General features: G+C 73.7%; 11 protein-coding genes. 8 read left to right on the top strand and 3 right to left on the bottom strand.

Going from position 1 to position 14060, the window contains the following annotated elements:
* Nucleotides 1-3 precede the first annotated feature (3 nt).
* Nucleotides 4-1854, top strand: a complete 1851-nt coding sequence (locus HA039_RS12780; protein WP_341830015.1) for a cell division protein PerM — start codon at nucleotides 4-6, stop codon at nucleotides 1852-1854.
* Here HA039_RS12780 and HA039_RS12775 read toward each other — a convergent pair.
* A complete protein-coding gene (locus HA039_RS12775) occupies nucleotides 1844-2797 on the bottom strand; it encodes a hypothetical protein (RefSeq protein WP_167028324.1) in 954 nt (317 codons plus the stop codon). The two genes, HA039_RS12780 and HA039_RS12775, sit on opposite strands and share 11 nt — an antisense overlap.
* Before the next feature lie 276 nt (nucleotides 2798-3073).
* Between HA039_RS12775 and purN the strand changes: the two genes are divergently transcribed.
* Together purN and purH are read left to right on the top strand one after the other, a co-directional pair.
* Complete coding sequence (gene purN, locus HA039_RS12770) at nucleotides 3074-3718, top strand: phosphoribosylglycinamide formyltransferase (RefSeq protein WP_208298606.1); 645 nt, start codon at nucleotides 3074-3076, stop codon at nucleotides 3716-3718.
* A complete protein-coding gene (purH, locus tag HA039_RS12765; protein ID WP_167028321.1) occupies nucleotides 3715-5304 on the top strand; it encodes a bifunctional phosphoribosylaminoimidazolecarboxamide formyltransferase/IMP cyclohydrolase in 1590 nt (529 codons plus the stop codon). Before purN ends, purH begins: the two co-directional genes overlap by 4 nt.
* Before the next feature lie 104 nt (nucleotides 5305-5408).
* Here purH and HA039_RS12760 read toward each other — a convergent pair whose 3' ends face one another.
* The gene (locus HA039_RS12760; RefSeq protein ID WP_167028316.1) at nucleotides 5409-6014 is read right to left on the bottom strand and encodes an RDD family protein; all 606 of its coding nucleotides are present in this window, start codon (nucleotides 6012-6014) and stop codon (nucleotides 5409-5411) included.
* 261 nt (nucleotides 6015-6275) lie between these two features.
* On the opposite strand from HA039_RS12760, the gene HA039_RS12755 reads away from it, so the two are divergent.
* The 5 genes from HA039_RS12755 to HA039_RS34380 all read left to right on the top strand — a co-directional run bounded on the left by HA039_RS12755 (nucleotide 6276) and on the right by HA039_RS34380 (nucleotide 12767).
* A complete protein-coding gene (locus HA039_RS12755) occupies nucleotides 6276-7136 on the top strand; it encodes a bifunctional methylenetetrahydrofolate dehydrogenase/methenyltetrahydrofolate cyclohydrolase (RefSeq protein WP_167028313.1) in 861 nt (286 codons plus the stop codon).
* A gap of 33 nt (nucleotides 7137-7169) precedes the next feature.
* A complete protein-coding gene (locus HA039_RS12750; protein ID WP_167028310.1) occupies nucleotides 7170-8042 on the top strand; it encodes a DUF3017 domain-containing protein in 873 nt (290 codons plus the stop codon).
* A 374-nt stretch (nucleotides 8043-8416) separates the two neighbouring features.
* A complete protein-coding gene (locus tag HA039_RS12745) occupies nucleotides 8417-9406 on the top strand; it encodes a malate dehydrogenase (protein ID WP_167028307.1) in 990 nt (329 codons plus the stop codon).
* Nucleotides 9407-9601: 195 nt separating this feature from the next.
* Nucleotides 9602-11104 carry an aldehyde dehydrogenase family protein gene (locus tag HA039_RS12740; protein WP_167028304.1) on the top strand — a complete coding sequence of 501 codons (1503 nt, stop codon included), beginning with the start codon at nucleotides 9602-9604 and terminating at the stop codon, nucleotides 11102-11104.
* Between the two features lie 328 nt (nucleotides 11105-11432).
* On the top strand, nucleotides 11433-12767 hold the full coding sequence (locus HA039_RS34380; protein WP_167028301.1) for a VWA domain-containing protein: 1335 nt from the start codon (nucleotides 11433-11435) through the stop codon (nucleotides 12765-12767).
* On the opposite strand, the gene HA039_RS12730 is transcribed toward HA039_RS34380, so the two are convergent.
* Nucleotides 12757-13989, bottom strand: coding sequence for an MFS transporter (locus HA039_RS12730; protein ID WP_425086411.1), 1233 nt, complete (start codon nucleotides 13987-13989; stop codon nucleotides 12757-12759). The genes HA039_RS34380 and HA039_RS12730 overlap by 11 nt on opposite strands.
* Nucleotides 13990-14060: the final 71 nt, after the last annotated feature.

The raw sequence follows: 14060 nt of genomic DNA, 5'->3' as shown, positions 1-14060 counted from the left end.
GCCGTGACCCAAGTGACCGATCGCAGCACGACGTTGTCCTCGGCCTCGGCCTCGGCGGCGGAACGGGGCCGGGCCGCCGCGCTGACCGCGTCCTTCCTCCGCGGGGCCATCGCCGCGGGCCTCGGCCTCGGGGCACTCGCCGTGCTGGTCATGGGGATGTGGATCACCTCGCCCTACCCCGACAGCGGCGCCCGGGGCGCCCTCCACGTCGCCGCGGCCCTCTGGCTGCTCGCGCACGGCGTCGAGCTGGTGCGGCCCGACACCATGTCAGGGGCGCCCGCGCCGCTCGGGGTGGTCCCCCTGCTGCTCCTGGCCCTGCCGGTGTGGCTCACCCACCGCGCGGCCAGGGACGCCCTCGAACCGGAGGAGGGCAGGCCGCAGCTCACCGCGCTCGGCGCCGTGGCCACCATCTCCGCCGGATACCTGCTGGTCGGCGGCGCCGTCGTGTTCTACGTCTCCGGCGGACCGCTCACCGCGCACCCCGTCCGCGCGGCGCTCCTGCTGCCGCTGGTGACGGTGCTCTCCACGGCCGTCGGCGCGTGGTCCGGCAGCGGCCGGCCGGTCGGCCCCCTGCCCCTGTGGCTGCCCGCGGGGGTACGGGAACGCCTCGTCCGTACCGTCTGGGCACCGCCCGCCCGGCGCAGGACCGCCGTCGCGCTGCGGGCGGCCGCCGCCGCGGTCCTGGCGCTGCTGGGCGGCGGGGCGCTGCTCGTCGGGGCCTCGCTGGTGTGGCACGGGGGCGCGGCGCAGCTGTCGTTCACCCAGCTCGCGGGCGACTGGTCGGGGCGGTTCGCCGTCCTCCTGCTCGGGCTCGCGCTGGTGCCGAACGCCGCCGCCTGGGCCGCCGCCTACGGCCTGGGGCCCGGCTTCGCGCTCGGTACGGCGGCCACGGTCACCCCGCTGGGCATCACGGGCCCGCCAGCGCTGCCGTCGTTCCCGCTGCTCGCCGCCGTGCCGCAGGACCACGGGACCCCGCTGCACTGGGCGGCCGCGGGGGTGCCGGTGGTGGCGGGGGTGGTGGTCGCGTGGTTCACGGTACGGGTGGCGGCGCCGCCCTTCGCCGTACGGGAGGAGGCGTGGACGCTGCGCGCGACGGCGCTGACGGCGGCTCTCGGGGGTGCGCTGGGCGCGCTGCTGACGGGGATTCTGGCGGCGGCCGCGGGCGGGCCGTTGGGCAACGCCGACCTGGCCGCCTTCGGACCTGTGGGGTGGCTGACGGGGTTGGCGGCGCTGGGGTGGCTGGTGGGGGTCGGGGTGCCGGTGGCGCTGCTGATCCGGGTGTGGCGGCTGCGCGAGCGGCGGGTGAAGCCGGACCCGGGCGTGTCGGTCGTACCGGGCGCGGGTGCCGACGGCCCGGGTGCCGACGGTTCGGGCGCCGACAGCGGGGGTGCCGACGGTGGGGTTGTCGCCGGCGGGGGCGCCGGGCGCGGGGCGTGGTGGGCGCCCTGGCGGCGGACGGCGGCCGCGGGGGTGGCCACGGCAGGGGCCACGGCGGGGGTCGGGGCGGGAGCGGCCGAGGCCGGGGCGGCGGACACGGAGGGGGTAGCGAAGGACGGCAAGGCCCCCGTCGTGGCGGCGGCCCCTCCCGTCGGTCCGGACCCGGAGTCGTACGACGTCCTGCCGGCCGCCGCCTGGCACGACCGGGAGACGCGGGAGGCGCGGTGGGCCGCGATCAAGGACGCGTCGGGCGGCCTGATGGCCGACTTCCCCGCCGTACCGCTGCTCCCGCCGGTGCCGGAGCCGCCCTCCGGCGGGGAGGACGGCTCCGGGGAGGAGGTTCAGGTGGTGAGAGAGGTCCAGGAGACGAAGCCGGACCCGGAAACTGCCCCGGACCGGCCGGACGTCACTCCTTGACGCCGAAGATCGAGTGCAGCGAGTCCGGCAGCTGGCTGTTGCAGGACAGCCGGGCCTCCTGCGTCAGCGAGTCGTTCACGCACGTGAAGTAGTCGCGGTACGCGAGCTGCACGGTGAACGTCGCCGCCACCAGCGCCAGCGCCAGGCCGGCCGTCACCAGGCCGCTCACCGCCGCCGTCTTCTGCTGGCGGTTCACGTTCGCCCCCGCGCCCGGCGCCGGGTTCTGCGCCGCGGGAGCGGCACGGTCCGGGGTCGTGGCCGTACGGAAGGCGGAGCCGGGGCCCGAGGAGGCGGACGTGTCGGCCGCCGGCCGGGGCTTGTCGCGCAGGGAGCTGACGCCCCAGTAGACGCCCAGCGCGCCGAGCAGCAGCGCGATCTCCGGGAAGTCGAAGAGCACGAAGAAGAAGGCCCACATCCCGGACAGCAGCGCGTAGCGGGCGCGGCGCTGGACCGGGTCGGTCGGGTCCCAGCGCAGGCCGCCCCGGCCTCCTTCGGGGCCGTCCTGCCGGCCGTTGCCGGGGCCGTTCTGCCCGTTCTGCCCGCCGCCCTGGTTCCCGGGACGGCTCCCGAAGCCGCCCGAGGAGCGGCCGGGCTGGCGGCTGCTCCACTGGCTTCCCCAGCCGCCGCGGTCGCCCCGGTCGGAGTCGGACCCGCCGTCCGGCGCGCCGCCGTTCTCGGGCAGCCGGGGCCGCCACGGCTGGTCGGGCCGGTCGGCGGGCGGCGGCGCGAACGGATTGTCGTCGGCGTTGCCGCCGGAGGAGGATCCCGAGGGCTCACCGGACTCCTGGGAACCGCCCGCCCGGGAATCGCCCGCCTGGGAACCGCCCGACGCCCCCGTGGGATCCGGTGCCCCCGTGGAGGAGGACTGGCGTTCCCGCAGCAGCAGCACCGGCCCGGAGGGCGGCGGGAGGTGGGGTGCCGTGCGGCGGCGTCGGTCCTGCATCTGGTGAACGTCTTCCCCTCAGACCCAGCGCGCGGGGGTCTTGTGTCGTATGGGCCGTCCCGGAGACAGAACCCTGTCCCCAGACGCTACCTCCCGGCCGGGCCCCCGTCCCGTGGGGGCCGCTCGGTGTGCCGGTATCGTTGCTGACGGTCGGCTCCTTCGTAGAGTTCCCCGTATCGGGGATCGTGATCCGTTCGTACGACCACACAAAGCCGCCGACCACACCGGCCCCGCACGCTCGGCGAGGCCGTGCCCGCTCCCAGAAAGGCGCCCACCGTGGCCTCCCTGCCCCCCGCCGGCCGACCGGCCCGGCTCGTGGTCCTGGTCTCCGGTTCGGGTACGAACCTCCAGGCGCTCATCGACGCCATCGCCGCCGACCCCGCCGGTTTCGGGGCGCGGATCGTGGCCGTCGGCGCCGACCGGGACTCCATCGTGGGCCTGGAGCGGGCGGAGCGCGCCGGGATCCCCACCTTCGTGTGCCGGGTCAGGGACCACGGGACGCGCGCCGCGTGGGACGCGGCGCTTGCCGAGGCGACCGCCGCCCACGAGCCGGACCTCGTGGTCTCGGCCGGCTTCATGAAGATCGTGGGGAAGGAGTTCCTCGCGCGCTTCGGCGGCCGGTTCGTGAACACCCATCCCGCCCTGCTGCCCAGCTTTCCCGGCGCCCACGGCGTACGGGACGCGCTCGCGCACGGCGTGAAGGTGACCGGCTGCACCGTCCACTTCGTCGACGAAGGCGTCGACGAGGGCCCGATCATCGCGCAGGGCGTGGTGGAGGTCAGGGACGAGGACTACTCGGACGACGGCGTCGCGCTCCACGAGCGCATCAAGGAGGTCGAGCGGCGCCTGCTCGTCGATGTCGTGGGGCGTCTGGCCCGGCACGGCTACCGCATTGAGGGACGAAAGGTAACGATCCAGTGACCGCCGAAGGTACCAAGCGGCCGATCCGCCGCGCGCTGGTCAGCGTCTACGACAAGACGGGCCTGGAAGAGCTGGCCCGTGGACTGCACGAGGCCGGGGTCACCCTGGTCTCCACCGGTTCCACCGCCGCGAAGATCGCCGCCGCCGGGGTGCCGGTCACCAAGGTCGAGGAGCTGACGGGCTTCCCCGAGTGCCTGGACGGCCGCGTCAAGACCCTGCACCCGCGCGTGCACGCCGGCATCCTCGCCGACCTGCGGCTCGACGCGCACCGCGAGCAGCTGGCCGAGCTGGACATCGAGCCGTTCGAGCTGGTCGTCGTCAACCTGTACCCGTTCCGCGAGACGGTCGCCTCCGGGGCGACCGACGACGAGTGCGTCGAGCAGATCGACATCGGCGGCCCCTCGATGGTGCGCGCCGCGGCCAAGAACCACCCGTCCGTGGCGGTCGTCACCAGCCCGGAGCGGTACGGGGACGTCCTCGCGGCCGTACAGCACGGCGGGTTCGACCTGACGACCCGTAAGCGGCTCGCCGCGGAGGCGTTCCAGCACACCGCCGCGTACGACGTGGCCGTGGCGTCCTGGTTCGCCGCCGACTACGCGGCCGTCGACGCGGAGGCCGACAGCGGGTCCGCCGCGGACCGCCTCCCGGACTTCCTCGGAGCGACGTACCTCCGTAAGAACGTGCTCCGTTACGGCGAGAACCCGCACCAGCCCGCCGCGCTCTACACCGGCGCCGAGGGCGGCGGCCTGGCCGACGCCGAGCAGCTGCACGGCAAGGAGATGTCGTACAACAACTACACGGACACGGACGCCGCGCGCCGTGCCGCGTACGACCACCCCGAGCCGTGTGTCGCGATCATCAAGCACGCCAACCCGTGCGGGATCGCGATCGGCGACGACGTCGCCGAGGCGCACCGCAAGGCACACGCGTGCGACCCGCTCTCCGCGTTCGGCGGCGTGATCGCCGTCAACCGCCCGGTGTCCGTGGAGATGGCCGAGCAGGTCGCCGAGATCTTCACCGAGGTCATCGTCGCCCCGGACTACGAGGACGGCGCCGTCGAGGTGCTGGCCCGCAAGAAGAACATCCGCGTGCTGCGCTGCGCCGACGCGCCCGCCACGGCGGTCGAGGTCAAGGCCATCGACGGCGGGGCGCTGCTCCAGGCCACCGACCGCTTCCAGGCCGCGGGCGACGACCCGGCGAACTGGACGCTGGCGACCGGCGAGGCGCTGTCCGCGGCGGAGCTGGCCGAGCTGGCCTTCGCCTGGCGGGCGAGCCGCGCGGTCAAGTCCAACGCGATCCTGCTCGCGAAGGGCGGCGCGTCGGTGGGCGTCGGCATGGGCCAGGTGAACCGGGTCGACTCCGCGAAGCTCGCGGTGGAGCGGGCGGGGGAGGAGCGGGCGCGCGGTTCGTTCGCCGCGTCCGACGCCTTCTTCCCGTTCCCCGACGGGCTGGAGATCCTGTTGGAGGCGGGCGTCAGGGCCGTGGTGCAGCCGGGCGGTTCGGTCCGTGACGAGCTGGTGGTCGAGGCGGCGCGGAAGGCCGGCGCGACCATGTACTTCACGGGGACGCGGCACTTCTTCCACTGACCCGCTGCCGTACAAGGACAACGCAAGGACGAAGGCCGCGCTCCCGGACGGGAGCGCGGCCTTCGCGCGGTGGCGCTAACGCGCCGGGTTGGTCCGCCATGCCCTTAGTTGGACTTGATGACCAGCGACGAGCAGACCTTGTCCGCGAGCGTCTGGTTCTTCGAGTCCCACAGCGGCCACAGGAAACCGATGTAGCAGATGATGCCGTCGAGGAAGTGGGCGAGACGGCGGACGAACGCCATGCCCACGCCGAGCGGCTGGCCGTCGGCCTCGCGCAGCAGACGGATGTTCAGGGCCTTCTTGCCGATGGTCTGGCCGGTCTTGCCCTCCTGGATCAGCTGCCAGATGGCCACCGCGAAGACCGCGAGGAGGCCGATCAGGCGCAGGAAGGTGCCGAAGCCGCCGCCGATGGCGGCACCGGCGAAGACAATGATGTACGGCACCAGGAGGACGAGACCGTCGACCAGGGTGCCGAGGACACGCGAACCCCAGCTGGCGAGTTCCGGCATGCCGCCGTATCCGGGGCCCTGCGGGGCGGCGTAGGGCGCCGGTCCGCCGGACTGGGGGTAGCCGTACCCCTGCTGGGGCACGCCCTGCGGGGCCTGCTGGGGGTAGCCGTAACCCGGCTGGGGCGGCTGACCGGGCTGACCAGGCTGACCGGGCTGGCCGGGCTGCTGCCCGTACGGGTTCTGGGGATCGCCGAAGCTCATTTGGGGACTTCCTCCGATGGAATGCGGGACGGCGCGGTCCGCGCGGAGGAATCGGTGGTACGTAAGCGGTCCGGCCCCCCGCACTGCCCGCTGTGGTGCGCCGATCATGCTGGTAGGACTGTCCTCTTTTTGTCCAGTCGGTATCCGTATGCGTTGTGCAAGTGCAACCTGGGCGGATCCGTCACGTCCCGGGCAGGGCCCCCGCCGCCCGGAGGGGCCCCTAATTGGAACCGGGACGGGTCCATCCGCGAGGATGGGTCCATGACCGCCCAGATTCTCGATGGCAAGGCCACCGCAGCCGCGATCAAGTCCGACCTGACCGCCCGCGTGGCGGCCCTCACGGCGCGGGGCGTCCTGCCCGGCCTGGGGACGCTGCTGGTCGGGGACGATCCTGGCAGCCGGTGGTACGTGAACGGCAAGCACCGCGACTGCGCGGAGGTCGGCATCGCGTCGATCCAGCGCGAACTGCCCGACACCGCGACCCAGGAAGAGATCGAGGCCGTGGTCGCGGAGCTGAACGCCAACCCCGAGTGCACGGGGTACATCGTGCAACTGCCGCTGCCCAAGGGCATCGACACCAACCGGGTCCTGGAGCTGATGGACCCGGCCAAGGACGCGGACGGGCTGCACCCCATGAGCCTCGGCCGGCTGGTGCTCAACGAGAGCGGGCCGCTGCCCTGCACCCCGTACGGCATCATCCAGCTGCTGCGCCACCACGGCGTCGAGATCGCGGGCGCGCACGTGGTGGTGGTGGGACGCGGCATCACGGTGGGGCGTTCGATCCCGCTGCTCCTGACCCGCAAGTCCGAGAACGCGACCGTGACGCAGTGCCACACCGGCACCCGCGACCTGTCGGCGCACCTCCGGCAGGCCGACATCATCGTGGCGGCGGCGGGGGTGCCGCACATCATCAAGCCCGAGGACGTGAAGCCGGGCGCGGCAGTCCTCGACGTCGGCGTCAGCCGGGACGAGAACGGCAAGATCGTCGGGGACGTCCACCCCGGGGTCGCCGAGGTCGCCGGCTGGATCTCGCCGAACCCCGGCGGTGTCGGCCCGATGACCCGTGCCCAGCTGCTGGTCAACGTGGTCGAGGCGGCCGAACGCGCCGTCGCCGCGGGCTGACGCCGACCGGGTCCGAACGGGAAAGGGGCACCCATGGGTGCTGGTACGAGCGCGAGTGACACGCCCGAGCCGGAAGGTCCGCGGCAGGCGGTCGCCGTGGAGCCGGCCGTCGCGGGGGCGGGGGAGGCTGCCTCGGTGGGCGTGGTGGAGGCGCCGGCGAAGGTGGACGCGGGCGTTGACGCTGACGCTGACGCTGACGCGGCCGGGGTGGTGGCGGACGCGGGTGCCGGCCCGGGCGTGGCTGCCGGCGCGGAAGCGGGCCCCGATGCCGGCGCCGGGGCCGACTCGGGCGCCGACGCGGGCGTACGGGCCGACTCCGCACCGGATCCGGCCGCGGCTGTGCCAGGCGGGTCGTCCGGGACCGACAGCAGCCCCGGCACCGGGACCGCCACTGACCCCGACCCCGACCCCGATCCCGACTCCGGCAACGGCTCGGAGACCGGCAGGAGCGTCGAGACCGGCGGCAGCGCCCCCGCGACCGACAACCGCCCCGCGACCGACAGCACCCCCGAGTCGCGGCGCTTCTCCGCCGTCACGACGGACACCGCGCGCCCCGAGGGCGGCGGCCGGGCCGCGCCCTCGGACGCGCCCGCTCCCGCCCGGCAGTGGCCGCTGCTCAGCGTCCTCGGGACCACCGGCGTCGGGCTCCTGATCGTCGGCACGCACCCCTTCGACGAGGCGTTCCGGATCGGCACGATCCTCATCGGCGTCGCGCTGATCGGCGGCGCCGTCCTGCGCCGGGTCCTGCCGTCCGTCGGCATGCTCGCCGTGCGCTCGCGCTTCACGGACATGGTCACGTACGGGCTGCTCGGCGTGGTGATCATCATGCTCGCCCTCATGACGCAGCCCAGGCCGTGGCTGGAGATCCCGTTCCTGGAGGACATCGTCCACTCGACCGTGCCGTAGGAACGCGGCCTCCGGGGCGCGTTGCGACGCGCCTCCTAAGGAAGACGGCGACCGTCCCCTCCCCCGAGGGAGGACGGTCGCCGTCTTCCGTGTCCGGGGACGCGTCCCCGGACACGACGTCAGGGACGCGGCGGAGGGGATCGACGGTTGCCCGCCGCCACGGGGCCGCCGGCCGCACGGCGTCAAGGTGGTGAGCCGTGCCACAAAGGGGGCGGGGATCCAGGGGCCTTGGGGTCCGATAGCCTGACCGCTGGATATCTCTTCACGTCAAGATTCGCATCGGGGTTGAGTCCGGAACCCCGACCGGCGCCGGGGAGATGTCCCGCATCAGGGGCAGGGACCCCCCGCCATCCAGCTGTCTTACGGAGATCGCCATGACCCGCACTCCCGTGAATGTCACCGTCACCGGCGCGGCCGGCCAGATCGGCTACGCGCTGCTCTTCCGCATCGCCTCCGGCCATCTGCTCGGCGCGGATGTGCCGGTCAAACTGCGTCTCCTGGAGATCCCGCAGGGTCTCAAGGCCGCCGAGGGCACGGCGATGGAGCTCGACGACTCCGCGTTCCCGCTGCTGCGCGGCATCGAGATCACGGACGACCCGAACGTCGCCTTCGACGGCGCCAACGTCGCGCTGCTGGTCGGCGCCCGCCCCCGTACCAAGGGCATGGAGCGCGGCGACCTGCTCTCCGCCAACGGTGGCATCTTCAAGCCGCAGGGCAAGGCCATCAACGACAACGCCGCGGACGACATCAAGGTCCTCGTCGTCGGCAACCCGGCCAACACGAACGCGCTGATCGCCCAGGCCGCCGCCCCGGACGTACCGGCCGAGCGCTTCACCGCGATGACCCGCCTGGACCACAACCGCGCGATCTCGCAGCTCGCCCGGAAGACGGGCGCGGCCGTGTCCGACATCCGCCGCCTGACCATCTGGGGCAACCACTCCGCCACGCAGTACCCGGACATCTTCCACGCGGAGATCGCCGGCAAGAACGCCGCGGAGACCGTCAACGACGAGGCGTGGCTGGCCGACACGTTCATCCCGACCGTCGCCAAGCGCGGCGCCGCGATCATCGAGGCGCGTGGCGCGTCCTCGGCCGCGTCCGCCGCCAACGCCGCCCTCGACCACGTGTACACCTGGGTCAACGGCACCGCCGAGGGTGACTGGACCTCCATGGGCATCCCGTCGGACGGCTCCTACGGCGTGCCGGAGGGCATCATCTCGTCCTTCCCGGTCACCACCAAGGACGGCGTGTACGAGATCGTCCAGGGCCTGGACATCAACGACTTCTCGCGGGCGCGGATCGACGCCTCCGTGAAGGAGCTCCAGGAGGAGCGCGACGCGGTGCGCGAGCTGGGCCTGATCTGATTCTCCGCGAGGCCCCGATCCGCCGGCGTACCCGGGCGGATCGGGGCCTCGTACGTTCCCGGCCCGCCTTCCCCGACGTGACTCCGCGCACTTCCGGCCACCGGACGCGCATGCTTCCCACCCCCTGGGGCAGGCGCCCCGACCGCAAGTTCTCCCTGGTGGAGGACGTACCGGTAAGGGAAGGCAAGACGCGACGTGTCGGCACAGCAGACGATCCACGTGGGCGGAGAGTGGCGCGAAGCCGCCTCCGGCGCCACACGCGACATCCTCGACCCCGCCGACGCGACGGTTCTCGCCGTGGTGTCCGAAGGCGGTACGGAGGACGCGGACGCGGCGGTCGTCGCGGCGCGTACGGCGTTCGACGCGGGCGCCTGGCCGCGGACCCCGGTCGCCGAACGGGCCGCGCTGCTGCGCCGTACCGCCGACCTGCTCATCCGCAACCGCGAGAAGATCGCGCTGCTGGAGAGCCAGGACTCCGGGAAGACGCTGGAGGAGGGCCGCGACGACGTCGACCGCGCCGCCGACACCTTCCGGTACTTCGCCGACCTGGTGACGAGCGAGAGCGGCGGCCGGGTCGTCGACGCGGGCTCCGACACCGTCCTCAGCGTGGTCGTCCACGAACCCGTCGGGGTCTGCGCGCTGATCACCTCCTGGAACTCCCCGCTCCTCCAGGCCGGCCGGAAGATCGCGCCGGCCCTCGCCGCGGGCAACACCCTTGTCGTCAAGCCCAGCGCGCTCACCCCGCTCACGACGGTCGACCTCATTGACCTGCTCGCCGAGGCCGGCCTGCCCGCCGGGGTCGCCAACCTGGTCACCGGCGCGGGCGCCGCGGTCGGCGTCCGGCTCGCCGCACACCCCGACGTGGACCTGGTGTCCTTCACCGGCGGCCCGAATGGCGGCACGGAGGTGTCGCGGGCGGCGGCCCCCGGCGTGAAGAAGGTCGCCCTGGAGCTGGGCGGCAAGAACCCGAACGTCGTCTTCGCCGACGCCTGCGCCACCACGGAAGGCTTCGACACCGCCGTCGACCAGGCACTGAACGCGGCCTTCGTCCACAGCGGCCAGGCTCGCTCGGCCGGGTCCCGGCTGATCGTCGAGGAGTCCGTACGCGAGCGCTTCGTCGGCGAACTGGCCCGGCGCGCCGAGCGCATACGGCTCGGGCGCGGCACGGCGGAGGGAGTGGAGTGCGGACCGCTCGTCTCCGCCGGGCAGTTGGCGAGGACCGAGGAGTACGTCGCGTCGGCGCTCGCGGAGGGCGCGGTCCTGCGGTCCGGCGGCGGGCGCCCTGAGCCGTCCGACGAGCGGTCCGCCGACGGGTACTTCTACGCGCCGACCGTCCTGGACCAGTGCCACCGCGGGATGCGGGTCGTACGGGACGAGATCCTCGGGCCCGTCCTGACCGTCGAGACCTTCCGCACGGAGGACGAGGCCGTCGCGCTCGCCAACGACACCGCGTACGGCCTGGCCGCCGGCGTCTGGAGCAGCGACCCGGGCCGCGCGCGCCGGGTCGCCGGGCGGCTGCGGCACGGCACCGTGTGGATCAACGACTTCCACCCCTGCCTCCCGCAGGCGGAGTGGGGCGGCTTCGGCAGGTCCGGCACCGGACGCACGTCGGGCCCCACCGCCCTCGCCACGTACCGCGAGGCCAAGCACGTCTACCAGAACCTCACCCCACACCCCACGCGCCGATTCGCCGGCTGACGGCCGCGCCGGCGAGAGGTGGGCGGGAGGGGGCGGGAAAGTGGCATCTCCCATTCCGGTGGTCCCGGGCGTCTACCTCATGCGGGGCGTTCCCCTCGCGCACCGCAGAGGTTGTTCCGGACGGTCCCGATCACGGAGGTGAAGGTGCTCGTGTACATGGATGGGTGCGACGCCGACTCGGCGAAGACGAAGATGAAGACGGCGGCGAACGAGCGGGCGTGGCCGCCCTGGCAGTCGGCGGCGTGACGGAGTAGCGGGCCGGTAACAGCCCTGCCGCAGGCGGGTCCTGGCGCCCGGTCGGCGGCTTCGCCCGTGGCACGGTGGAAGCATGACCCACCTTGCCAAGGGCGCCAACATCCCTCTCTCTGCTACGGAGTTGCGCGCCACCCTCACCTGGCGACCCGGTCCCGGTGTGCCCGACGTGGACGCGTCCGCGCTGGTGCTCGACGGGCGGCGGCGGGTGCGGGGTGACGACGACCTCGTCTTCTACAACCAGCCGGTCCATCCGTCGGGCGCGGTGGTCCGCGAGCCGGGGCGGCCCGGCGAGGAGTGCCTCGGGCTCGACCTGGGGCGGGTCCCGGACGAGGTGGTGTCGGTGGTGCTGGCGGCGTCGGCCGACGGGGGGCCGTTCGGGCGCGTCCCCGGGCTGCGGCTCCAGGTGACCGACGCCGGTACGGGCGCGATGGTGGTCGCGTTCGACATCGGCGACGCGACGACGGAGACGGCCTTCGTCTTCGGTGAGGTGTACCGGCGCGCGGACGGCTGGCGGTTCCGTGCGGTGGGGCAGGGGTACGCGTCAGGGCTGGCCGGTCTGGCGACGGACTTCGGCGTCGCGGTCGCGGACGAGGAGCCGGGCCCGGAGGCCTTGTCACCGCAGCCCTCACCCGTCTCCTTACCGTCGTCCCGGCTCAAGAAGGCGCGGCTGATCTCGATGGAGAAGAGGTTGGCCGACGAAGGGCACGCCGAGTTGCTCTCGTACACCAAGAAGGCCGCGGTCCCTCTGGAGAGGCACGGCCTGGCCGAGCACACCGCGCGGGTCGCGCTCTGCCTCGACATGTCGGCGTCGATGTCCGACCTCTACGAGGCGGGCCACGTCCAGGCCCTCGCCGAACGGGTCCTGGCGCTGGCCCTGCGCCTCGACGACAACGGCGAGGTCGACGTCTTCCCGTTCGCCACCTTCGCGGAGGAGGCGGGCGCCATGGGACCGGACGACTACCGGGGGAGGATCGGGACGCTTTACCAGGAGGCGGATGTCGGCGCGTCGACCGACTACGGCGAGGCGATGGGCCTGGTGCGGGGGCGCTACGTCGGCTCGGCGGACTCGCGGTCGGTCCCGCTGCTCGCGGGTCCCGGGGCGGGCGAGCCGCCGGTGTTCGTCCTGTTCGTCACCGACGGCGCGACCAGTGAGAAGGAGGTGGCCCTGGAGCACCTGCGGTCCTCCAGTTACGAGCCGGTGTTCTGGCAGTTCATGGCGATCGGGGAGCCGGACGAGTTCGAGTTCCTCGCGGACCTGAGTGCCCGGCCGGGGCCCTACCTGGACAACATCGGGTTCTTCTCCGTCCGCGACCCGGCCGGGCTGACGGACGACCAGTTGTACGAACTGCTGCTGGCGCGCTATCCGGGCTGGCTGGCGGCGGCGCGCGGCCGGGGGCTCACGCCGTGACCCGGCGGGGGCGGGGCGTGGTGACGGCCCAGAGCAGCAGGCCCAGCACGCTGAACACCGCGCCCAGGACGCAGACCGCACCCCAGCCGGCCCGGGCGTACACGGCCGTCGAGGCGAGAGCGCCGACCGCGCTGCCGATCGAGTAGAAGACCATGTATCCGCCCATCAGCCGGCCGCCAGCGTCGGGGCGCAGGGCGAAGATCATGCTCTGGTTGGTGACGTGGACGGCCTGGACGGCGAGGTCGAGGAGCACGGCGCCGATCGCCAGCGCCCACAGGGACTGCCGGGTCAGGGCGAGCGGCAGCCAGGACACGACGAGCAGGGCCAGGGCGACTCCGGTCGTGCGGGCTCCGAGTCCCCGGTCGTGCAGGCGCCCGGCGGGCGCCGCCGCGAGGGCGCCGGCCGCGCCCGCGAGGCCGAACGCGCCGATGGCCGTGTGCGAGAGGGAGAGCGGGGGCTCGCTGAGCGGGAGCGCGACGCAGCTCCAGAGGGTGCCGAACGCGGCGAAGACCAGGAGGGCGAAGAGCGCGCGGATCCGGAAGACCCGCTCCTCGGCGAAGAGCGCGAGCGTGGAGCGCAGAAGGGCGCGGTAGGCCAGGCGTGGAGCGGCGGGTGCGGGCGGGTCCGGTTGCGTGCTCCGGGGCAGCGCGTGGTGCAGGGCCACGGTCAGGACGAGGGTGAGCGCCGCCGAGCAGAGGTAGACCGCCCGCCAGCCCGCGAGGTCGGCCAGCGCGCCGGACGCGGTGCGGGCGAGCAGGATGCCCGTCACGATCCCGCTGGTCACCGCCCCCACGACCCGGCCGCGTCGCACCGGTTCCGCGAGGGACGCCGCGAACGCCATCAGGCTCTGCGTCACCACGGCGAGGAAGCCGGTGGCGGCCAGCGCGGTCAGCAGGATCGGCGCGGTCGCCGCGGTGCCCACGGCGGCCAGCGTGGCGGCCAGCAGGAGCAGCTGCGCCACCACCAGGCGCCTGCGGTCGACCAGGTCGCCGAGGGGGACGAGGAAGAACAGCCCGAGCCCGTACCCGACCTGGGTGAGGGTGACGACGGCGCCGACGGTCGCGGCGCCGATGCCGAGGTCGTGGCTCAGCGTGGCGAGGAGGGGTTGGGCGAGGTAGACGTTCGAGACGGCGGCGCCACTGGCGACGGCGAAGAGCAGGGTCGTACGCCGGGAGAGGGCGGGCCGGGTCGGCGGCGTGATCTGGTTGCAAGTAGCCACCAGAGGGACGGTAGCGGCAACTGGTAGCATGTTGCAACCAGGCCGCCGCAGGAGAGAGGCGGGAGGTGGGCGAC

Origin of the sequence: Streptomyces liangshanensis, from assembly GCF_011694815.1 — a bacterium.
Lineage (GTDB): Bacteria > Actinomycetota > Actinomycetes > Streptomycetales > Streptomycetaceae > Streptomyces > Streptomyces liangshanensis.
Note: the sequence above shows the minus strand (reverse complement) of the source record. Positions and strands in the feature narration are given on the sequence as shown.